We start from the raw sequence: 19,972 nt of genomic DNA, 5'->3' as shown, positions 1-19,972 counted from the left end.
TTTCTATAGTCACAATGCGGCGACTCCCATCTCTCTCAGCACTTCGGGCGTTTGAAGCGGCAGCCCGCCACGGCAGCTTCAAGCTGGCTGCCAATGAATTGGCTGTTACAGCGACTGCAATCAGCCATCAGATTCGACTTCTTGAGGAGTACACTGGTCTGTGCCTGTTCGACCGGCAGGTACGCAAAGTGGTCTTGACGGATGCTGGCTTGGAGTTGTATCCAGTGCTGCGTGATGGTTTCAATGCTTTCGAGATGACTCTGCAGCACCTGGGGAAGCCGCAGACGCGCCGCCGCGTCATCATTTCTACGACTAATGCATTCATGGCGCACTGGTTAGCGCCGCGGGTGACGGGTTTCCAAAAGCTGTATCCGGAAATAGACCTTGAGCTGCACGCGTCCGACCAGGCAATCGACCTTGGAACGGAGCTTGCCGATATAGCGATACGCTATGGGCGGGGGCCATATCCAGGCATGGTCGCTGAGCCGCTGTTGACCGATAGTTTCGCCCCGGTTTGCAGCCCCTTGCTTGGACCAATAAGGCAGGCAGACCTGAACCAGCTACCGCTGATTGATTTCAAATGGACCCACGATCATCCACTTAACCCTACCTGGAAGAACTGGTTTGCTGCAGCAGGCCTGCCCTGGAAGGCACGTCGCGGCCAGCTTGTTTTTTCGGACGAGGGCCATGCAATCCAGGCTGCACTGGCTGGTCAGGGTATCGCCTTATTGAGCCTTGATCTGTTGGCTGACGACATCGCGGCCGGGCGTCTGGTGCAAGCATTTGGCCCAGTCATACCCGGGCATACCTATCATCTCGTTCGTAGCGCGGGTCATATCCCCGGGCCGCATGTTGAATCTGCATTAGCATGGCTACGCAGCCAGTTACACGTATCGAAAATGGCTTCCAGGCTACCCGACGAAGACGATAATTCTGCCCATCCATAAGGTGAGTTACGTCTTTGGAGTCACAAAGCAGCGGTGGAAAACCTGGCCTATTGTTTTTTTATACTATGAGTTCTCCTAACAATATGCTTTGATCATCCAGGAATAATTAAATAAGTAGTTATATCTACAAAATTTGTAATAACTCATATTATTGTGTAGTATGTGTTTCATGAAAACGCAAACTATCAATGCTGATCCAACTGCCCGCTGGCTATTGCTGGTGCTGAGCTTGCCCACGAATAGTGCAACGGGGCGCATGCGTATCTGGCGCAATCTCAAGGCCCTGGGTTGTGGCTCCTTGCGCGATGGGGCTTATCTTTTACCTTTTGGTGAGGTGCAGCAACAGGCACTGCAGGATTTGTCGGAAGAAACCTTGCGTGAAGGTGGCAGTGCCTGGCTATTGCATGTCTGGGCTCAGACCGAAGACGAGAATCTGGCCTTCCAGGCCTTGTTTGACCGCAGTGGTGAATATGCCACCTGGCTGCAGACTCTGGCGGATGCACGTCCCGGCCTGGGCAATTTGAAACCACAGGAAATTACCAAGCTTTTGCGCAAGATGCGGCGTGAATATGAAGCTTTCAAAAGCATAGATTACTTCCCCGGTGATGGCAGCAATACGGTCGAAGCTGCCTGGATGGATTTCATGCAGGCGGCAGAGGGCCTGCTATCGGTCGGTGAGCCGCAGGCAGTGCAGGCGGCGATCAAGACGCTGGTCATCGAAGATTATCAGGGACGCAGCTGGGCTACCCGCCAGCACCTGTGGGTGGACAGGGTGGCTTGCGCCTGGCTGATACGCCGCTTCATCGACAGGCAGGCGCGCTTTGTCTGGTTGGAGTCGGTCAAGGATTGCCCACCAGGTGCGCTGGGTTTTGACTTTGAGGGCGCAGCGTTTACCCATGTCGGTGACCGTGTCAGCTTTGAGGTCTTGCTGGCCAGTTTTGGTCTGGAAGCTGACCGTGGCTTGCAAAGATTGGGGGCCATGGTGCATGTACTCGATATTGGCAATGGCTATGTGCCTGAGGCCAGTGGTTTTGAAGCCATGCTGGCTGGTGCACGGAAAAACGCCCGTGACGATGATGACTTGCTGGACAAAATAAGCGTGGTACTGGATGCGCTTTACCAGCATTTTTCTGTAGTGCAGCCAAGTACAACATAAGAGGTCACTGCGATGAGCCAGAGCCTGCCTGATTCAAATCAAACTGTGCCAGATGTACCAGATGTACCAGATTCCGCCCCCGCTTATACGCTGTGGCAAATGGTGCTCTACATGCTGCGTCTGGGGGCACTGGGCTTTGGTGGGCCGGTGGCGCTGGTCGGCTATATGCAACGTGACCTGGTTGAGCAGCGCGGCTGGATTTCGCCAGCAGACTACAAGGAAGGCCTGGCACTGGCGCAACTGGCCCCGGGACCGCTGGCGGCTCAGCTTGGCATCTATATGGGCTATGTGCATTACCGCATCTGGGCGCGACGCTGGCTGGCATTGCCTTTGTGCTGCCCTCCTTCATGATGGTGGTGTTGCTGGGCTGGGCTTATGTCAGTTATGGCGGCCTGGCCTGGATGCAGGCTGTGTTTTATGGTGTCGGTGCTGCGGTGGTTGGCATCATCGTCATGAGCACCAAGAAGCTCACGCAAAAAAGTATAGGCAAGGACAAGCTGCTATGGGCTATTTATCTTTTGCTGGCAGCACTGACCTTTATCACCGAGACAGAAATTGCCTGGCTGTTTATCGCGGCTGGCGTACTGGTCTGGCTGTTGCGTGCACCACCAGCATGGCTGGGTGGCAGCAAACTGCCAGGCCTGACGCTGCTGCAATTGCCCGTTATAGGCAGCATGCTGGCTACGCAGGACGCCTCGCTGTTAACACAGATCGCCATCTTCTTTGCCAAGGCCGGGGCCTTTGTATTTGGTTCTGGCCTGGCGATTGTTCCTTTCCTGTATGGCGGTGTCGTGACTGAACATCACTGGCTGACGGACAAGCAGTTTGTCGATGCCGTGGCAGTTGCCATGATCACGCCTGGGCCGGTAGTCATCACGGTGGGTTTTATCGGCTATCTGGTGGCGGGCTTGCCGGGGGCAACAGTGGCTGCGCTGGCTACCTTTTTGCCCTGCTATCTGTTCACTGTCATCCCGGCACCTTACTTTAAAAAATATGGAAAATTGCCCGGTGTGATTGCTTTTGTCGATGGCATCACGGCGGCAGCGATAGGCGCGATTGCCGGTTCTGTGCTGGTCATTGCCAGGCGCTCAATACTGGATGTACCGACGGCAGTGATTGCCCTGGTCAGTATCTTCCTGTTGTGGAAGTTCAAGAAGTTACAGGAACCCGTCATCGTTGCTGCCGCAGCGGTTCTGGGTCTGCTCATTTACCCACTGCTTCACCCTTAGAGGAGTCTCAAATGGAACATATGAATCAAACTGAGCAAACAGAACAAACAAAGCAAATCGTCAGTGTTGCAGAATTCATGCGTGAATTAAGCAGTGCCAACCCGCCAGCCGTGATTGATGTACGCAGGCGTCCGGCCTTTGAAGCTGACAGCTTGCAGGTTGTCGGGGCAGTCTGGCTGGACCCTGAGCAGGTGACTAACTGGGCGCCGGCGCTGACACAACAACAGAATGTCGTTGTGTATTGCATCAAGGGACATGAAGTCGGTATTAATTGCGCCAGCGCTCTTAATGAAGCGGGTATCGCAGCACGATACCTCGAAGGTGGGCTGGAAGCCTACAAACAGGCTGGCGGCATGCTGGCCAGAAGGGCAGGCTAAGTCCTGTCATCATCGTGGGAGAACAATCATGCAATGGATTACCCGTGAACGACCCAAGATAGACCGCATTGCCTGCCCCTGGCTGATCGTGAATTTCATCGACAGTGAAGCAGAATTCTTATATGTGCCTAATTCCGACGTCTTGCGCATCGCCAGAGAGACCGCTGCCATACCGTATGACATTCCTGGCGTGGAATTGAGCCATGTCGGTGACTTGTGCAGTTTTGATGCTTTCCTGAAGAAATATGCACTGGCTGAGCCTGCCTTGCAAACCCTGGCAACCATCGTCCGTGGCGCAGACACAGGCAAGCTGGATTTGACGGCGCAATCGGCAGGCCTGTATGCCTTGTCGCTGGGCTTGTCAAAAACCTTTGCAGATGACCACATCATGCTAAGGCATGGCATGGTCATGTATGACGCGCTGTATGCGTGGTGCCAGCACTGTCAGGCAGAAGCGCATCAATGGCCACCGCTAATGAACTGAAGCATAAGGCGGCTGCGGCTGCCTTTGCTGGCAATCACTTTACCTGGCTGGACGCCGGGCTTTTTTCAAATTGTCCGTTACCCAGATACTTCAGGTATTTGCTGTTGCCATCGGCATCGGCCATCTGGTAATACTCACCGACATGCAAAGTCGGCAGGCCGTCGTTGAGGGCCTGCATTTTCTCGGACGTGACATAGTGAACGGTGCCGGATTGCGAGTCTATTCTATAGACCTTGCCGTCGGATGCCGCCACCAGCTCATAGCGCTGGCTGGACCAGCCTCTATCGCAGGCAGACAGGTTGAATATCACCAGTATGATCGACAGTATGCGCAGTTGTTTCATGCCTACTCCAGGAAATTGTCAGTCAGGGCTTCAAGACCAAATGAAGATTGAAAATATATTTTCTAAATTGTTATTCTGAAAATATAAATGATCATTATTTAAATTGCAATTAATTTTGCTATGAATATCCATGTGACAGTCATAAGAAAAATATATGCCCTGCGTGGGGTAGGGGTATTGTCCATGAACAAGATTAAGAAAATAGCATTGTCATATTTAAATTGAGACAAAATGTTACAATTGCCGTGAAATTCTTTGCATTTCATTGATGCATTCAAGCAAGACATCCGTTTCATCTGCCTGGTTGCGATATTCGTGCCGCAGTTTGAGGCTGTTACCCAGTTCCCTTATTCAGATAAAGTTTATTCATGGCAAACATCAATATAAAGCTGTCCCAAAACATTGTTAACGCTAATTATCAGCAATTGATCAAATCGCCTCCTACCAATGGCAGCCTGGGGACTTTGTTTGATGTTTTCCCTAAACTGGGTGCGCTTTGGGCCAGGGATCATGCGTATTATTCTGCACTCGATTTTGGTGGCAATCAGGCGAGATTTTCCTTCCCTGACGGTGCCAGCATGACTTATACAGGACTGGTGCTCGAAGACCCCTATGCCGCAGCAGGCAAGGCCTCGGCGACAAAGTTGAGCTTGTATTACAGCGGGGTAATGTCGATTGTTGAAGGTGGTCAGTTCAATTTCAACTACGCCAATACCACGATCAATGGTGCCAATTCTGTCTCCATTACACCGACCAGCGTTCTGCTGAATGATTTGTCGTTTTCTACCTTATTGCCCGCCTATAGTCCCAGCTATGATCCGGTGACAGGGAATGTCTATATCACCGTCAAGGGCGCTATCCGTGGCGACATCAATGGTAATAATGTAGGTAGCATCAGCAAGGTGACGGCAACTGCCGACAAGTACGTCGCATCGACTATTGTGGAAGGCAATTTCAATCTTTCATCCAACAGCAACACCGTGGCACAGGGCTTGAGCAAGTCCAGCGTCAGCGGTGTGATGAGTTCTTCAGTCACTGAATACTATGACGGCAGCTACAACCGCATCACTGGCGTTTCCGTGTCTTTGTCCGCCAATCAGCAGATCGATGAAAAACTGCTGGCTGATGAGTCTTCGTTTGCCGGTGCAGATGTCATCAGTGTCGATTTGCCTGGCGTCATGTATTCGGATTACCTGATCGCCTCAGGTGCAGGTGCCGACCTGATCACCATTAATGGTGGCGGTGGCCGTTTGCACGTCAATGCTGGCAGCGGTAATGATGCCATCAATGTTGGCACAGGCAACCATAATATCGATGGCGGCACCGGCATGGACACCGTCATCATGGCTGGCAATGCCAGCAATTTTGCAATTACCCCGGTTGGTTCGGCTTTTCAGCTGCGCGTCAAATCGAATGGTGATATCGACAGCCTGTTCAATGTCGAACGCCTGCAGTTTTCTGACAAGAGCATAGCGCTCGACATCAATGGCACGGCAGGCCAGGCATATCGCCTGTACCAGGCTGCATTTGGCCGCAAGCCTGATCTTGAAGGACTGGGTTACTGGATCAAGGACATGGACAAGGGCTCCAGCCTGACAACGGTGGCAGCAGGCTTTTTCCAGTCGGCTGAATTCCAGAAGCTGTATGGTGCCAACCCATCGACCACGACACTGATCACGAATTTCTACCAGAACGTCTTGCACCGTGCGCCAGACCAGGCGGGTTTTGATTACTGGAACAACCAGTTAAGCAAAGGCCAGATCACCGCTGCCGGTGCACTCGCCAGCTTCTGTGAGAGTACCGAGAACCAGGCGCAGGTCATAGGCACGATACAAAACGGCATAGAATTCAAACTGTGGCTGGGTTGAGTTGTTTGCTCTGAGATGATTGATTTTTCGGCCTGTTTTGTATGCCTGTCTTGTACGCCTGTCACGGCAAGACAGGCTGGAAAATGATCAAACGGGCTTTACGCTGCCAGCGTAAAGTCGTTTCCATTCATCCGCCACATCCCCCATGGTCTTGTGTTCGCCATTGATGATCCAGGCCATGAAGTTGCGGTCAAGCTTGCAGTCAGCACCGCATTCAGCACTTAAAAAGCGCCTGACGTTTTGCGTGTTCTTGTAGTCTTTATCGACGACAGTGGTGCGTGAGATGTCGAGGCTGTGCCAGTCTGTTTTCATGTCTTATTCCCTTCTGCGTAGTATTCAAATACTCATCAATCCTGTTGATTCCACTCATGGCCTTCTCCCAGCCGGTGTGGAACCACATTCTTTTCTATACCTTCAAGTAACCGTGCATGAGCTGCGGCATTACGCGACTTTACCCAGGAGTGAAAAATGAAACCTGCAAGCAAAAAAATGATGCCGCACAGGTAGTACAGCACGAACATATATCCAAAGCCGCCATCAATCTGCAAAGCGGGAAAAACCACCGGCAGTATGAAACAGCACAGACCTGACACATAAAGCAATAGGGCGACCAGGGGAATGCTGTTTTTTTTCATTTGCGCAGACATGTCATATGTTCACAACCAGGTGCTGATCAAATTGCGCATTCTCCATCCTGCCATTGTGCAGGGGATAGCCGCAAGGGTTGCAGATGACGCGGCATTTCCCCAGGTGATAATCAAAGCTATCATGCATGTGGCCATGTATCCAAAGATCAGCTTTTTGCGCCAGCATGTCGAGTTCAGAAGCAAAGGCGGCGGACAGCAAATCATCCGCATAGCGCGGCGCTACCGATTGTATTGATGGTGCCATGTGGCTGACAACGACAGTGCGGCCCTCAAAGCTGGTATTGAGCCGTTGATTGAGCCAGGATTTTTGTCGTGCATGGATGATTGCTGTGTCCGCCGTTTCCAGTTTGCGGTAGCCTTGTTCAGCCAGGGTGATGCGCTGATAATCGGGCATCAGGTCGGCAGCCTCCGTCATGGCGTAGGGGCGTTGCTCTTCGCCAAACAGGCAAAAATCTGTCCATAGCGTTGCACCCAGAAAGCGTATGTCACCTATCTGGTATTCACGGGCATTAAGAAAGTGCACATTGTCACTAGCCTCACAGGCACGGGCAATATCAGCCTGCATGTCTTCGAGATTTTTACCATAGGCTTCATGATTGCCATGCACATACAGCACAGGGATGCCAGCAAACTGTTGCGCTGCCCAGCTCACTGCCTGGCTGCCGCTGTGGATATCGCCAGCCAGCACCACCACATCAGGCTGGCTGATGGCGGGGTCAATAAGAGGTGCGGTATCACCCCAGGCTTCAAGGTGCAGGTCAGACAGGATTTGTAGGCGCATGGATGATGGCACTTAACGAACAGGATTTGATTGTAGCAATAATTTCAAAAAATTCGCAGGAGCGTATTCAGACAGGATTATTCAGGTAGATCCCCATGCAAGCCTCCATCGTGGCATTATGGATGTCCAGCACTTTTTGTATGCAACGCCCTTGTTCTGTGCGTTCTTCCTGATATCCGCCTGCCAGATTCCAGACGATAGGAATGCCGTGGTCTTTGGAGAAGCGGAATACTTGCACATCGCGTTCGCGCATTTCTGCATTATTCAGGAAACCACCAAGAGGATCGTTTTCATGCTGGTCAGCACCTGCCTGGTAAAACAGGATGTCAACATCCTTCAATGATTCCAGCAATGCTGGCAGCTCCTGGAAAAAAGCCTGCTTTTCGCGTGTGTAATGTATCTTTCCGGTACGGTGAGAAATACGGTCGCCCAACGCCAGTCTGGCGATGATGTCTTCAGAGCCGTCGCCTTGGTGGTAATCAAAGTCGATAATACCTATGCGCCTCACCTGAGACTTGTTCAGCATCTTTACTGCGGCAATCAGTAATCCATTGAAGGTGCAGAAACCCCATGAAAAATCGTGGCCAGCATGATGAAAACCAGAAGTAGGTGAGACAGCCACACCATATTGCAATGCATGTTCTGCCGCGTGGTAAAAAGATGCTGTCGTCCAGTATAAGGAATCAACAACTTCCTGATGCCGCGTGTCCATGCCATTGGCGATTCGTAGGCTGATAATACCTCGCACATGCTCTGTTGTATGTGCAAGGCAAAAATCCTCTTCCCTCAAAGGAACAAAATCGATGACTTCAATAGGGTAATTTTGCTTCCATTCAGTGACAACCTCCCTTGGTTTTTTTGGGGAAGGTGATTCAAGGTCTATCTCAACGACCATGGCAGGGTTATAAAATACAGGGATTTTATTCATATATGCATGTGCCGCGGTGCGCTTTATTATTGCAGATGACAGGCTGCGACGGCGTAATCAGTGTTAGGAAAAGTGAGTGTAACACTGGTTTTTGCTGATGAACAAAAGACAAATCCTTGTTATGATCCTGCGATGCATGCATCCTGGCTTGTCTATCATGTCCGAACTCGTCATCCTCACCACATACTTCAACCCCTGTCGCTATGCTACGCGCAGGCAGAATTATGATGTTTTCATGCGGGGCATGCGGGCGGCCGGGGTGACGTGTATTACTGTCGAATGTGCATTTGGCGATGCGCCCTTTGAATTGCCTGCGGTGCTGGATGTCTTGCAACTGCGTTCAGCCACCTTGCTGTGGCAAAAGGAAAGGCTGCTGAATCTGGCGGCATCCTGGTTGCCTGCCACTTGCCGCTATGTGGCCTGGCTCGATTGCGATATCGTATTTGAGAATAAAAACTGGGCAATCGAACTGATAGCGGTGTTGCAGCAATACCCGGTCGCGCAAGTGTGGGAAAGCTGCCTGCGCCAGGAGCAGAATGGCGGTGAGGGGGCTGTGCCTGACCGCGTCCGCTCTTTTGCTGCCGTCATGCAGGCGCAACCTGCTACCCTGCATGCAGGGCGATATGATACCCATGGACACACTGGCTATGGCTGGGCCATGCGACGCAGCCTGTTTGACAGCGTAGGCCTGTATGAGGCGGCGATATCAGGTAGCGCAGACCATTTCATGGCGCATGCGATTTATGGCGACTATAACTTTTGCATACAGAATGCCCTGAAACATGATCAGGCCCAGATCGCCCACCTGCAAGCCTGGGGCCAGCGTTTTTATGCGCAGGTACAAGGCGGGCTGGGTGTGGTGCGTGGTGAGATACGCCACCTGTGGCATGGTGAAGCCCTGCACAGACGCTATTTTTTGCGCATGCATGAGATTACCGACCTGGGTTTTAATCCATGGACAGATTTGAGTGTGCGTGCAGGGCAACCGCTGGAATGGCATGCGGACATGCGCAAACCCGGTTTGCGTCAGTATTTTGTCGATTATTTTCTATCCCGCCGTGAAGACGGCGAATCTCCTGTAAAGGCACTCCATGCGCAAGTCAGATAACAGCTCAGGCTTTACTTCTATAGATAGTTCACTGCCAGACATACAACTGGCTTTGCAGGGCCTTAAAAATTCACAGCAGGCAGTACAGGATGAGATTGCGCGCCAGGCCAGCTCGCTGGAGCAGTTGCAAGCAAGCAGAAGGCAAAGGCTGGAAAGCCAGGTCGCCCGTTTGCTGCCGGATTTTTCTGGTGCGACACTTGATGCGCTGGCGCAGGCTTGCCCCGGGTTTGTCGATGACATGGTGCGCGACACCTTCAGGCAAAACAGCAAGATACTCGGTATCTTCAGTCGCGCCGGTGCGGCGACTGCGCTGACTACCCTCAAAATACGCCTGGCCTTTTTCCTGGATACGCAACAGGGCGCAGACTTGCGTAGCCTGGATGCGCAAATTACCAGCGTCAATGAAGAAAAACACAGGCTGGAAAAACTGCGCTATGAAGTCCAGGCAGCCATCAAGATGCTGGAAAAATACCAGGCCAGCGGCGACGCCGTACCGGCGGAGGTGCAGGCCTATATCCGCCAGTTGGCAGAGCGGGCAAGGCAGATCGCTTCCAGGCAAGTGGGTGGACCAGCCGACACCAGCACGACAGAATACGATAACAATAATTACGGCAGCCAGGACAATAGCGCCGCCTATCCCTGGCTATATTACAGCCAGGGGATCAATCACAATGTCTATGATGAGCCCGTCACCAGTACGCGTGTCCATGAAGATCCCAGACAGCATACAGATACACATGCTGTGCCTGGTGTACCTGTTAATTGCGTCACTGATGCATTGAATGCATCTGCCTCGGCAGATCAACTGGCCTGCCGTACGGACGACAGTCTGGGGGCGTATTCCTGAATTGTAGAATTTGGTAAAAAGCACCTGAAATGCTTACGGTGGGGGACTGGAATACCACGCTTTCCCGAAATTATGATTGTCATCAAGAACACGAATGCTAATATTGTCCTTGGGATTCATTCATTATTTCGAAAGACATGTCGCCATACCGACTATTTCGTTTTCGTAATATCACCCTCAAAACCCGCCTGACCGTGGCGGTGGCGATTTTCTTTGTCCTCTCCCTGAGTTTGCTGTACGCGCTGGCTTCGTCAGTATTTGAAAGCGCACTGGAAAAGCTCATCGTGGCGAGACAATCCAGCCTGATTGCCAATGTAGGCAATGAAATTGACCAGAAGGTAGAACTCAGGAAAAACGCCCTGATACGGCTGGCCAGTGACCTGGGGTCAGACGATATCAGTGAGCAGAAGATTCAGGGTTTTCTGGAGCGCTATCATAGCCTCGATGGCTTGTTTGATAATCTGGCTGTATTTGATCTGCAAGGGGATATCCTGGCCAACATGGATAATCCTGATACCAAAGGGCAACTCAATATCAGCAGCCGCGATTATTTTCATAGGGCGATCAAACAAAAAAAGATCACCATATCTAAGCCTTTGAAAAGCGGTCTGTCCGGGCGGCCTCTGGTAGTGGTGTGTGTACCTGTCTTTGACCCCAGTGGCAAGATGCTGCTGGTACTGGTGGGCACCATAGAACTGACGCAGGACAGCTTCCTGGCTGACCTGGCGACAGCCAAAATTGGCGAACAAGGCTATTTTTACGTGCAGACCACCGAGGGTGTCTTTGTCACCCATCCTGATCACAGGCAGATATTAAAAAACAGCCGCGAATCGCCAGACAAAAACCAGATACCAGAAAGTGCCTTCAATGCACTGGAAGGCAGCTTGACCACCAATGACAATACCAAGGATGAAGCCATACTGAGTTACCGCCGTCTGAAGTCGGTAGGCTGGCTGATTGCCGGTGTATTTCCCACCAACGAGGCCTTCAGCATCGTCGCAAAGGTGAGGCGTGAAGCAGTCTTGCTCAGCCTCGCATTGCTGCTGACTTTGTTGTTGCTGGTCTGGTGGTTCATGTACTGGCAGCTCGCACCTTTGCAAAAACTGCGCGACAAGGTCAATAATGGCGACACCAATTTTTTGCTGGCACAAGCAAATAAAGAATACCCCAGGGATGAGATAGGCGACCTGGCCAAGGCTTTTGATGATGCCATGATCAAACGCAGGGATGCCGAGGCGGCCCTCAGTGCCAGTGAAAAGAAACTGCGCCTGATTGCAGACAATATGTCAGCCTTTATCGCCTATGTCGATTACCGCGAGCAATATACCTTCGTCAACAAGCGCATAGAACACTTGTTTGGCCTGACCGCCCAGCAGGCAATAGGCAAGACCATCAAGCAGATTTCTACACCGGAATTCTATCGTCATACCAAACCCTATGTGACTCAGGTCTTGAATGGTGAATGGACTTGCTTTGAGCGCCGCGTCGAGCGCTATGGTTATTGGGAATGGGACAGGGTGACCTATGTGCCCGACTTTAACAAATCCGGCCAGGTCGATGGTTTTTTTGTACTGGTAGAAGACGTCACCGAATTCAAGCGTGTGCAGGATGATCTGACCCGCAGTGAAAAACGTGTACGCACCATCACCGACAATGTGCCTGCGATGATAGCCTATGTCGATGCCAGCGAGCGCTACCAGTTCTGCAACCGCAATTATGGCCAGATACCAGGCCTGGAGCCCGTACATCTGATAGGTAAGACCGTGCGCGAAGTGTTTGGTGAACAGTCTTATCTTGAATTGAAGGACAAGATGCAGCGCGCCCTGCATGGCGAAAAAGTCTCGTTTGAACGCTATGCGCCTGAGCGTAATATCAAACGCTTTTTGCAGTATGAATACGTGCCCGACACCAATGCCGAGGGCGCCACCCTGGGTTATTATTCCATGGTCATCGATATCACCGCGCGCAAAGAGGCAGAGCTCAAACTCGCTGCCAGCGAAGGCCTGTTGCGCACCATTGCCGACAATATTCCCGCCTTTGTCAGCCTCATCGATAGTGAAAACCGTTATCAGTTTGTGAACCGCCCGTATGAGGCCTGGTTCAATCTGCCCTTGTCAGAAATACGCTGCCAGCCGGTATTGGCGCTGTTGTCGGGCGCCATGCAGCAAGAGCATCATGAGCATTACAAACTCGCCATGGCAGGTGAAAAAACCGAATTTGAAACCGAGATCAGCGTTGCAGGCAAGACGGGTCATTACCACGCTACCTATGTGCCGCAATATGATGGCAACGGCAAAGTGGTCGGCGTCAACAGCCTCATCAACGATATCAGTGACGCCAAGGCCGTGGAGCGGCAATTGCTGGCCCTGGCCAGGTTCGACACCCTGACCGGCTTGCCCAACCGTAACCAGATCAATGAAAGAATGGAACAGGCCAGCGCCCGTTCACAACGTACAGGCCGCCTGATGGCGATGATGTTCCTGGATGTCGATAAATTCAAGAGCATCAACGACACCTTGGGCCACCATGCCGGCGACCTGGTCTTGCAGGAATTCGCCAGCCGCCTCAAGCACTGCATACGCCAGACTGATCTTGCAGGCCGCCTCGCAGGCGATGAATTCGTCATCGTACTCGAAGGCCTGAACATGCACAGCGAAGCCGACATGGTCGCCAGCAAAATCGTGCAAGCCATGACTACGCCTTTTGATATAGAAGGCAAACCCCTGATGGTGACCACCAGCATAGGCGTGGCGATTTCGTCAGAACATAATTCCAATGCTGGCGAGATGCTGAAGAAGGCGGATGAAGCTTTGTACCTGGCCAAGAAGGCGGGGCGGAATAATTTCAAGGTCTTGCAGTTGGAGTAAGTGCTATTTAAATCAGGGGACAGGTTTCGCTTGAATACTCATGTCGCCAACTCGCTGGCGAAGCCTGTCCCTTCATTCGCTTTTATTCCCGGTTCTTCAACAACTCAAGTATGCTGGAAAAATCCTTGCCGCCAGCCCCCGCCTTGCTATGGATACCATACAGGTTGCGCACCGCTTCACCCAGCGGGATACTGGAATTGCTACCCAGCGCGGCTTCGGTTGCCAGGCCCAGGTCTTTGAGCATCAGGTCTACGCCAAAGCCGCCGGTGTAGCCTCGTGATGCGGGTGCATTTTCCATGACGCCGGGGTAGGGGTTGTAGAGTTCCAGTGCCCAGTTGCGGCCTGAGCTTTTGCTCATGATGTCGGACAGCACCTTGGGATCAAGCCCGTTGGCCACGCCCAGCGCCAGCGCTTCTGCCGTGCCTGCCATGAGTATGCCCAGCAGCATGTTGTTGCAGATTTTGGCGGTTTGCCCTGCACCATGTTCACCAGCGTGAAAGATGTTTTTGCCCATGGCGTTCAGTACAGGGCGGGCGCGTTCGAGGTCGTCTGTGCTGCCACCGACTATGAAGGTCAGCGTGCCTGCCGCTGCGCCTGCTGTGCCGCCCGATACCGGGGCATCTACCATTGCCAGCCCACGCGCGGTTGCGGCTTGCGCGACCTTTTTTGCAGATTGCGGGGCAATGGTGCTGCAGTCTATGATCATTGCGCCGCTGGCGATGTGGGGGAGTATGCCGTCATCGCCGAGGTAGAGGCTTTCTACATGGCGGCTGGCGGGCAGCATGCTGATGACGATGTCTGCGCCTTCTATGGCTTGCTTTGCGTTGCTTGCGGCCAGTGCGCCGGCATCTGTCAGCGTTATCAGGGCGACAGGGGAGAGGTCGAAGACGGTGAGTGGGTAGCCTGCCTTGAGCAGGTTAAGGGCCATGGGCGCGCCCATGTTGCCGAGGCCGATGAAAGCGATTTTGGATTGGTTTGACATGGTTTATCTCCTGGTTTTACGTGTTCTTTGTTTAGCGTGTTGGGCGTCCGTGTCGCGCATGTTGGGCCGATCGTAGGTTGGGCTAGGGTTTACCAGCCCAACACTGTGCGGTTGAAAAACGACGTACGTTATTGCAAGGCCGAGTGTTGGGCTGATGAAGCGTAGCCCAACCTACGGAATACGGCTTGATACTTACGCAGCTCTTTTTTGCATATTTTCACCCACACCTAAATCCCGCAATGGATGCTGCTCTGCCGCCCAAAGACGCGCAAAATATCGCTCGCCATCTCGCGGCTGCAATGCATCCAAACTACCCGGCAACCATTGCGGCTTTTGATCTTTATCCACAATCAAGGCCCGTATCCCTTCTGCAAAATCATGGCCCTGCGCGCAGGCGAGTGCTGCCACCAGTTCCATGCGGAAGATTTCTGCCAGCGACAAATGTTTGCCGCGTTCTTGCAGAGCATGCGCCAGCCAGGCGGATGTCGGGCTGCCTTTTTGCAGGCTGGTGACGGCTTTTTGCAGCCAAATATCATCGTTGACTACGCTTGCATCAAGCTGGCAGATATTGCCGATGATAGTGCCCAGGTCAGCAGCGCTGCACAGTTGATTGATGAGATCGAAATGCTGGCGCAAAGGCCCAGCGCTGATGACCACATTGGCATTGCGTTGTTGTTCATGCAGGACATGACTCAGGCGCAGATGATTGTTTTCTGCTTGTCTGCTCCATTCGCAGGCTTGCAGGCGGGCCAGCAGTTCTGCCTTGCTCTCATGTGGCAATTGCAGGTCGGCCAGCTTCACAAATACGGCGTCGCTGGCATTGATGTTGGCACCCGTCAGGGCCAGGAACAAGCCCAGCTTGCCCGGCATGCGGTTCAAGAACCAGGTGCCGCCTACATCGGGGAAGAGACCAATCGCAATCTCAGGCATGGCGAGACGGGATTTTTCTGTGACGACGCGGTGGCTGGCACCGGCCATCAAGCCTATGCCGCCACCCATGACGATGCCATGGCCCCAGCATAAGATGGGTTTGCGGAAAGTATGGATCTGGTAGTCGAGACGGTATTCCTGCTCAAAAAAATCCAGCGCATAGGCATTGCCCAGCAAGTCGTCTTTTTTATCGGAGGCATGATGCTCACGCATGCTGGCGTACAGGTTTTGCAAATCACCACCTGCGCAAAATGCTTTCTCGCCAGCGGCCTGCAAGACCACCATGGCGATGCTGTCATCTTCATCCCAGGCATGCAATTGCTTGCCCAGTAAATGCACCATCTCTTTGGACAGGGCATTCAGGGTTTTTTCTGAATTGAGGGTGGCCACGCCTAGTTGCATGCCATTGGCGGCAGGCAGGGTTTGGAACAGGACTGGAGCGTCGCTCATGCATTCCTCCACACGGGTGGACGTTTTTCCAAAAAGGCAGTAACGCCTTCTTTTTGATCGGCGGTATCAAACAGGGCCAGGAAGGCTTCGCGTTCTTGTGGCAGCACGGTGTTCATTGGTTGCTGGCGTGCGCCTTGTATCAGTTGTTTGCATGCCTTGACGCTGCTGGGGCTTTGCTTGCCTACCTGTTTGGCCAGCGCAAGTGCGTGTTCCAGTGCGCCGCCGGTGGCGACCACTTCTTCTACCAGACCTATGCGCAGGGCAGTAGCAGCATCGACACGTTCACCACACAAGATCAGGCGCTTGGCCCAGCCTTCACCGACCAGCCAGGCCAGATTTTGCGTGCCGCCAGCGCAGGGCAGCAAACCGACTGCGGCTTCTGGCAGGGCCAGTTGCGCCTGGGTCTCGGCAATGCGCAAATCGCAGGCCAAGGCACATTCAAGACCACCGCCCATGGCATAGCCATTGATGGCAGCAATCGATACACCACGGAAGCGGCTCAGGGTTTCAAAGGCTTCACCAAAGCGGCGCGCCATGTCCAGCGCCACGGCCTTGTCGCCATCGGCAAATAATTTTAAATCTGCGCCTGCTGAAAAGAACTTCTGGCCTGAGCCTGTGATGACGAGGCTGTAGATATCAGCATCGGCATTCAAGTCATTGACCAGTTGCGTCAATGCCTGCAAACCCGCTGATGTCCAGGTATTGGCGGGCGGATTGGCAATGGTGACCAGGGCGGTGTGGCCTATGATTTCGCATTGCAGGTTGGTGTAGTTGGCATACTTGCTCATAAAAACTCCTCGGTAGTGTCTTGACTCAGCATGTGGCGGGCGACGATGACGCGCATGATTTCATTCGTGCCTTCGAGTATCTGGTGCACCCTGACATCGCGCAGGAAACGCTCCAGCGGATATTCGCGTATATAGCCATAACCGCCGTGGATTTGCAGCGCCTCATTGCAGACGGTAAAGCCGGTGTCGGTCGCCAGGCGCTTGGCCATGGCGCAATAGACAGAGGCATTGGCGGCCTTGCTGTCGAGCTTGCTGGCAGCCAGACGCACCATCTGGCGGGCGGCGACCAGCTCGGTTTGCATGTCAGCGAGCTTGAATTGCAGCACCTGAAAATCGGCCAGTTTTTTCTGGAACTGCATGCGTTCATTCATGTAGTTGTGCGCACTGTTCAGGGCAGATTGCGCTGCACCGATGGAGCAGGTGGCGATATTGATGCGGCCGCCATCGAGCCCGCGCATGGCAATACGGAAGCCCATGCCTTCTTCACCGAGCAAATGATTGTGCGGCACGCGCACCTGGTCAAAATTCACGGTACGGGTGGGCTGGCTGTTCCAGCCCATCTTGTCTTCTTTTTTGCCATAGCTGATGCCCGGCAAGTCTGCCGGTACCGCAAAGGCTGATATGCCACCCGCACCATCACCGCCGCTGCGTGCCATCACCACCAGCATATTGGTGGCGCCTGCACCAGAGATGAAGGCCTTGCTGCCGTTGAGCACGTAGCTGTCACCGTCAAGTATGGCGGTAGTGCGTAGCGAGGCCGCGTCAGAACCTGCGCCCGCCTCGGTCAGGCAGTAAGAGGCCAGCTTTTTGCCCGCCGCCAGTCTGGGTACCCACTCCTGCTGCACTTCTGGCGTGGCCCAGTGGGCAATCATCCAGCTTGCCATGTTGTGGATAGTGATGTAAGCCGTGGTCGAAGGGCAGGCGCGTGCCAGTTCTTCAAACACGATTGCCGCATCCAGCCGCGTTAAACCCAGCCCGCCCAGTTCTTCTGGCACATACAGGCCGCAAAAGCCCAACTCCCCGGCGTGAGCAATCACGTCCAGGGGGAAGTGGGCATTGGCATCCCAATGCGCCGCCTGTGCCGCCATTTCATGGGCGGCAAAGCTGCGGGCAGATTGTTGGTAGGCGCGCTGGTCTTCACTAAGATCGAAGTCCATGGCGATTTCCCTATTTCAACGAAATCGTCGTATTCACCTTGCCAGCGCTGACGCTGTCATCAAACCAGCGTGCCGTAATGGTCTTGGTCTGGGTGTAGAACTGTATGACCTGTTTACCATAAGGTCCCAGGTCACCAAGTTTGGATGCGCGTGAACCTGTGAAAGAAAACAGCGGCACAGGCACAGGGATAGGCACGTTGATGCCGATCTGGCCTACATCGATATCTTCTTCAAAAGTGCGAGCCGCAGCGCCAGACTGGGTGAATAATGCCGTGCCATTGCCGTTAGGGTTGGCATTGATGATGGCGATAGCGTCAGCCAGAGTATCTGCCTGCATGATGCACAATACAGGTCCAAAGATTTCTTCTTCATACACACGCATGCCGGGCTTCACACCGGTGAAGACCGTAGGGCCAACGAAGTTGCCATGCTCATAGCCAGGCACTTGCGGTGCGCGGCCATCCAGCACCAGTGTCGCGCCTTCTGCAATACCCTGGGCGATCAGGCTTTCTACGCGTTCTTTGGCGGTGCATGAAATGACCGGGCCTATGTCTGTATTGGCTTCAGCACCCGCATTGATCTTGAGGCTGCGTGCTCGGTCCAGCAAGTCTGGCACCCATTGATTGGCTTCGCCAACCAGTATCACCACGGACAATGCCATGCAACGCTGGCCAGCCGCACCAAACGCAGCACCGGCGAGGTTGTTCAGGGTTTGTTCTTTATTTGCATCTGGCAGGACGATGGCGTGGTTCTTGGCACCCATCATGCACTGTGCACGTTTGCCCGCCAGTGTCGCACGGTTATATACATGTGTGCCTACGCGGGTGGAGCCTACGAAGGACACGGCCTTGATATCAGGGTGGTCGCAAATCGCATTGACGACGTCTTCACCACCATGCACCACATTCAGCACGCCAGGTGGTATGCCAGCCTGCATCGCCAACTCCGCCAGGCGCATGGTGACCATGGGGTCTTGCTCAGATGGTTTCAGGATGAAGGTATTGCCACAGGCAATCGCCATAGGAAACATCCACAGCGGTATCATGGCCGGGAAGTTGAAAGGGGTAATGCCAGCACACACACCGAGCGGCTGGTTCAGGGTATAGGTATCAACGCCGCTGGCGACGTTGTTGGCGATTTCGCCCATTTGCAGGTTACCGATATTGGCAGCATGTTCAACCACTTCCAGGCCACGGAAGATATCGCCTTCAGCATCAGCCAGGGTCTTGCCCTGTTCAGCTGTCAGCAATGCGGCCAGCTCGGCCATGTTTTCACGTATCAGTTGCTGGTATTTGAGGAAGATGCGGGCACGTGTGCCTATCGCCGTCTTGCGCCAGGTCTTGAAAGCGGCCTTGGCAGCATCGACTGCCGCCTGCATTTCTTCTGGCGTGGCAAATGGCACATGGGCCAGCACCTGTTGCGTGGCCGGGTTGATCACATTGCGCCATTGCGTGGATTTGGAGTCTATCAGTTCGCCGTTGATGAGCAGTTTGACGTTGGGAACCTGGGTAAGAGTTGCCATGATGATTTCCTGTACTTTCCTGATTGCGCACGGACAGACGGCGGGCCACGCCCGCAACAACAGCCGCACTGATGCCTGAAAACAAGACAGCCGCCACCTGCAGAAATCTGCCGCAGCAACCATCCTGACCATGGGCATACGCCATGTGGACGCACACCCGCCACGCACCTTCCGTACGTGACCAGACCTTGGAAAAACAGTGAAAGAACAGTATTGAAGACAAGCACCCGCCCACCATCAGGCGTGCCATGCCATATCCCAAACACCGCCTTCCGCAATGTTTTTCTCAGCGATCAACAGGCCGGTATCCGGGCTCGCAAGTCTTGTTACATCGCCTTCCCAGTCAGGCCTGACCAGTGGCGTGGATGATGTAACCGCACTCGCTTACCGTTGCGGAGGCAGCAGGGGCTTGGGTCTTGATACCTACTGTCACTTGCTAGTGACAGCGATCAGGACGACCACTTTCCCGTTTAACACAGCCCAAGAGATTGGGCCGTGCACCTGTTATTTTTAGAATAGCACAAGAATTGACGTTAACGTAAACGTTAATTGGTGAAAAAA

The 19,972-nt window shown here is 53.3% G+C and carries 18 protein-coding genes, 1 pseudogene and 1 riboswitch; of the genes and pseudogenes, 9 read left to right on the top strand and 10 right to left on the bottom strand.

What is annotated here, in order from left to right; translation table 11 throughout:
* The first annotated feature begins 14 nt into the window (after nucleotides 1-14).
* From UNDYM_RS18865 to UNDYM_RS18845, 5 genes and pseudogenes are all read left to right on the top strand, one after another.
* The gene (locus UNDYM_RS18865) at nucleotides 15-947 is read left to right on the top strand and encodes a LysR substrate-binding domain-containing protein (protein ID WP_162042416.1); all 933 of its coding nucleotides are present in this window, start codon (nucleotides 15-17) and stop codon (nucleotides 945-947) included.
* Between the two features lie 169 nt (nucleotides 948-1,116).
* Nucleotides 1,117-2,103 carry a chromate resistance protein ChrB domain-containing protein gene (locus tag UNDYM_RS18860; RefSeq protein ID WP_162042415.1) on the top strand — a complete coding sequence of 329 codons (987 nt, stop codon included), beginning with the start codon at nucleotides 1,117-1,119 and terminating at the stop codon, nucleotides 2,101-2,103.
* 99 nt (nucleotides 2,104-2,202) lie between these two features.
* Nucleotides 2,203-3,332 (top strand): annotated as a pseudogene (locus tag UNDYM_RS18855) (chromate transporter).
* A gap of 11 nt (nucleotides 3,333-3,343) precedes the next feature.
* Entirely contained in the window at nucleotides 3,344-3,709 is a 366-nt protein-coding gene (locus UNDYM_RS18850; RefSeq protein ID WP_162042414.1) for a rhodanese-like domain-containing protein, read from the top strand.
* Nucleotides 3,710-3,737: 28 nt separating this feature from the next.
* The gene (locus tag UNDYM_RS18845) at nucleotides 3,738-4,193 is read left to right on the top strand and encodes a chromate resistance protein ChrB domain-containing protein (RefSeq protein WP_162042413.1); all 456 of its coding nucleotides are present in this window, start codon (nucleotides 3,738-3,740) and stop codon (nucleotides 4,191-4,193) included.
* Between the two features lie 34 nt (nucleotides 4,194-4,227).
* On the opposite strand, the gene UNDYM_RS18840 is transcribed toward UNDYM_RS18845, so the two are convergent.
* Nucleotides 4,228-4,536, bottom strand: a complete 309-nt coding sequence (locus UNDYM_RS18840; protein WP_162042412.1) for a hypothetical protein — start codon at nucleotides 4,534-4,536, stop codon at nucleotides 4,228-4,230.
* A 368-nt stretch (nucleotides 4,537-4,904) separates the two neighbouring features.
* On the opposite strand from UNDYM_RS18840, the gene UNDYM_RS18835 reads away from it, so the two are divergent.
* On the top strand, nucleotides 4,905-6,404 hold the full coding sequence (locus tag UNDYM_RS18835; RefSeq protein ID WP_162042411.1) for a DUF4214 domain-containing protein: 1,500 nt from the start codon (nucleotides 4,905-4,907) through the stop codon (nucleotides 6,402-6,404).
* Nucleotides 6,405-6,491: 87 nt separating this feature from the next.
* On the opposite strand, the gene UNDYM_RS18830 is transcribed toward UNDYM_RS18835, so the two are convergent.
* The 4 genes from UNDYM_RS18830 to UNDYM_RS18815 all read right to left on the bottom strand — a co-directional run bounded on the left by UNDYM_RS18830 (nucleotide 6,492) and on the right by UNDYM_RS18815 (nucleotide 8,760).
* Complete coding sequence (locus UNDYM_RS18830; protein ID WP_162042410.1) at nucleotides 6,492-6,716, bottom strand: DUF6434 domain-containing protein; 225 nt, start codon at nucleotides 6,714-6,716, stop codon at nucleotides 6,492-6,494.
* Nucleotides 6,717-6,751: 35 nt separating this feature from the next.
* On the bottom strand, nucleotides 6,752-7,039 hold the full coding sequence (locus UNDYM_RS18825; RefSeq protein WP_162042409.1) for a hypothetical protein: 288 nt from the start codon (nucleotides 7,037-7,039) through the stop codon (nucleotides 6,752-6,754).
* Between the two features lie 13 nt (nucleotides 7,040-7,052).
* Nucleotides 7,053-7,832 carry a metallophosphoesterase gene (locus UNDYM_RS18820; RefSeq protein WP_162042408.1) on the bottom strand — a complete coding sequence of 260 codons (780 nt, stop codon included), beginning with the start codon at nucleotides 7,830-7,832 and terminating at the stop codon, nucleotides 7,053-7,055.
* A 67-nt stretch (nucleotides 7,833-7,899) separates the two neighbouring features.
* On the bottom strand, nucleotides 7,900-8,760 hold the full coding sequence (locus tag UNDYM_RS18815) for a hypothetical protein (RefSeq protein WP_162042407.1): 861 nt from the start codon (nucleotides 8,758-8,760) through the stop codon (nucleotides 7,900-7,902).
* Between the two features lie 157 nt (nucleotides 8,761-8,917).
* Here UNDYM_RS18815 and UNDYM_RS18810 point away from each other — a divergent pair, with 157 nt between their 5' ends.
* The 3 genes from UNDYM_RS18810 to UNDYM_RS18800 all read left to right on the top strand — a co-directional run bounded on the left by UNDYM_RS18810 (nucleotide 8,918) and on the right by UNDYM_RS18800 (nucleotide 13,582).
* Nucleotides 8,918-9,868: a glycosyltransferase family 2 protein gene (locus UNDYM_RS18810; RefSeq protein WP_162042406.1), complete on the top strand. Its 951-nt coding sequence runs from the start codon at nucleotides 8,918-8,920 to the stop codon at nucleotides 9,866-9,868.
* Nucleotides 9,852-10,715, top strand: a complete 864-nt coding sequence (locus UNDYM_RS18805; RefSeq protein ID WP_162042405.1) for a hypothetical protein — start codon at nucleotides 9,852-9,854, stop codon at nucleotides 10,713-10,715. The genes UNDYM_RS18810 and UNDYM_RS18805 overlap by 17 nt, the downstream gene beginning before the upstream one ends.
* Before the next feature lie 137 nt (nucleotides 10,716-10,852).
* Entirely contained in the window at nucleotides 10,853-13,582 is a 2,730-nt protein-coding gene (locus tag UNDYM_RS18800; RefSeq protein ID WP_162042404.1) for a diguanylate cyclase domain-containing protein, read from the top strand.
* Nucleotides 13,583-13,664: 82 nt separating this feature from the next.
* Here UNDYM_RS18800 and mmsB read toward each other — a convergent pair whose 3' ends face one another.
* From mmsB to UNDYM_RS18775, 5 genes are all read right to left on the bottom strand, one after another.
* Entirely contained in the window at nucleotides 13,665-14,564 is a 900-nt protein-coding gene (gene mmsB / locus UNDYM_RS18795; RefSeq protein ID WP_162042403.1) for a 3-hydroxyisobutyrate dehydrogenase, read from the bottom strand.
* A 192-nt stretch (nucleotides 14,565-14,756) separates the two neighbouring features.
* A complete protein-coding gene (locus tag UNDYM_RS18790; protein WP_162042402.1) occupies nucleotides 14,757-15,944 on the bottom strand; it encodes an enoyl-CoA hydratase/isomerase family protein in 1,188 nt (395 codons plus the stop codon).
* Nucleotides 15,941-16,732 carry an enoyl-CoA hydratase gene (locus UNDYM_RS18785; protein WP_162042401.1) on the bottom strand — a complete coding sequence of 264 codons (792 nt, stop codon included), beginning with the start codon at nucleotides 16,730-16,732 and terminating at the stop codon, nucleotides 15,941-15,943. The genes UNDYM_RS18790 and UNDYM_RS18785 overlap by 4 nt, the downstream gene beginning before the upstream one ends.
* Nucleotides 16,729-17,889 carry an acyl-CoA dehydrogenase family protein gene (locus UNDYM_RS18780; RefSeq protein WP_162042400.1) on the bottom strand — a complete coding sequence of 387 codons (1,161 nt, stop codon included), beginning with the start codon at nucleotides 17,887-17,889 and terminating at the stop codon, nucleotides 16,729-16,731. Before UNDYM_RS18780 ends, UNDYM_RS18785 begins: the two co-directional genes overlap by 4 nt.
* Before the next feature lie 10 nt (nucleotides 17,890-17,899).
* On the bottom strand, nucleotides 17,900-19,411 hold the full coding sequence (locus UNDYM_RS18775) for a CoA-acylating methylmalonate-semialdehyde dehydrogenase (RefSeq protein WP_162042399.1): 1,512 nt from the start codon (nucleotides 19,409-19,411) through the stop codon (nucleotides 17,900-17,902).
* 281 nt (nucleotides 19,412-19,692) lie between these two features.
* A riboswitch (cobalamin riboswitch) is annotated at nucleotides 19,693-19,931 on the bottom strand.
* Between the last annotated feature and the right edge of the window lie 41 nt (nucleotides 19,932-19,972).

Origin of the sequence: Undibacterium sp. YM2 (genome assembly GCF_009937975.1) — a bacterium.
Taxonomy (GTDB): Bacteria; Pseudomonadota; Gammaproteobacteria; order Burkholderiales; family Burkholderiaceae_D; genus Undibacterium.
This window is presented reverse-complemented; position numbering and strand designations above follow the sequence as displayed.

What these genes read in the sequence shown, in the direction of transcription:
- UNDYM_RS18845 (WP_162042413.1), top strand. Translation starts at nt 3,738, where the DNA reads ATGCAATGGATTACCCGTGAACGACCCAAGATAGACCGCATTGCCTGC.
- UNDYM_RS18775 (WP_162042399.1), bottom strand. Translation starts at nt 19,411, where the DNA reads ATGGCAACTCTTACCCAGGTTCCCAACGTCAAACTGCTCATCAACGGC.
- UNDYM_RS18865 (WP_162042416.1), top strand. Translation starts at nt 15, where the DNA reads ATGCGGCGACTCCCATCTCTCTCAGCACTTCGGGCGTTTGAAGCGGCA.
- UNDYM_RS18785 (WP_162042401.1), bottom strand. Translation starts at nt 16,732, where the DNA reads ATGAGCAAGTATGCCAACTACACCAACCTGCAATGCGAAATCATAGGC.
- UNDYM_RS18800 (WP_162042404.1), top strand. Translation starts at nt 10,853, where the DNA reads ATGTCGCCATACCGACTATTTCGTTTTCGTAATATCACCCTCAAAACC.
- mmsB (WP_162042403.1), bottom strand. Translation starts at nt 14,564, where the DNA reads ATGTCAAACCAATCCAAAATCGCTTTCATCGGCCTCGGCAACATGGGC.
- UNDYM_RS18820 (WP_162042408.1), bottom strand. Translation starts at nt 7,832, where the DNA reads ATGCGCCTACAAATCCTGTCTGACCTGCACCTTGAAGCCTGGGGTGAT.
- UNDYM_RS18840 (WP_162042412.1), bottom strand. Translation starts at nt 4,536, where the DNA reads ATGAAACAACTGCGCATACTGTCGATCATACTGGTGATATTCAACCTG.
- UNDYM_RS18815 (WP_162042407.1), bottom strand. Translation starts at nt 8,760, where the DNA reads ATGAATAAAATCCCTGTATTTTATAACCCTGCCATGGTCGTTGAGATA.
- UNDYM_RS18805 (WP_162042405.1), top strand. Translation starts at nt 9,852, where the DNA reads ATGCGCAAGTCAGATAACAGCTCAGGCTTTACTTCTATAGATAGTTCA.
- UNDYM_RS18835 (WP_162042411.1), top strand. Translation starts at nt 4,905, where the DNA reads ATGGCAAACATCAATATAAAGCTGTCCCAAAACATTGTTAACGCTAAT.
- UNDYM_RS18860 (WP_162042415.1), top strand. Translation starts at nt 1,117, where the DNA reads ATGAAAACGCAAACTATCAATGCTGATCCAACTGCCCGCTGGCTATTG.
- UNDYM_RS18825 (WP_162042409.1), bottom strand. Translation starts at nt 7,039, where the DNA reads ATGAAAAAAAACAGCATTCCCCTGGTCGCCCTATTGCTTTATGTGTCA.
- UNDYM_RS18790 (WP_162042402.1), bottom strand. Translation starts at nt 15,944, where the DNA reads ATGAGCGACGCTCCAGTCCTGTTCCAAACCCTGCCTGCCGCCAATGGC.
- UNDYM_RS18830 (WP_162042410.1), bottom strand. Translation starts at nt 6,716, where the DNA reads ATGAAAACAGACTGGCACAGCCTCGACATCTCACGCACCACTGTCGTC.
- UNDYM_RS18810 (WP_162042406.1), top strand. Translation starts at nt 8,918, where the DNA reads ATGTCCGAACTCGTCATCCTCACCACATACTTCAACCCCTGTCGCTAT.
- UNDYM_RS18780 (WP_162042400.1), bottom strand. Translation starts at nt 17,889, where the DNA reads ATGGACTTCGATCTTAGTGAAGACCAGCGCGCCTACCAACAATCTGCC.
- UNDYM_RS18850 (WP_162042414.1), top strand. Translation starts at nt 3,344, where the DNA reads ATGGAACATATGAATCAAACTGAGCAAACAGAACAAACAAAGCAAATC.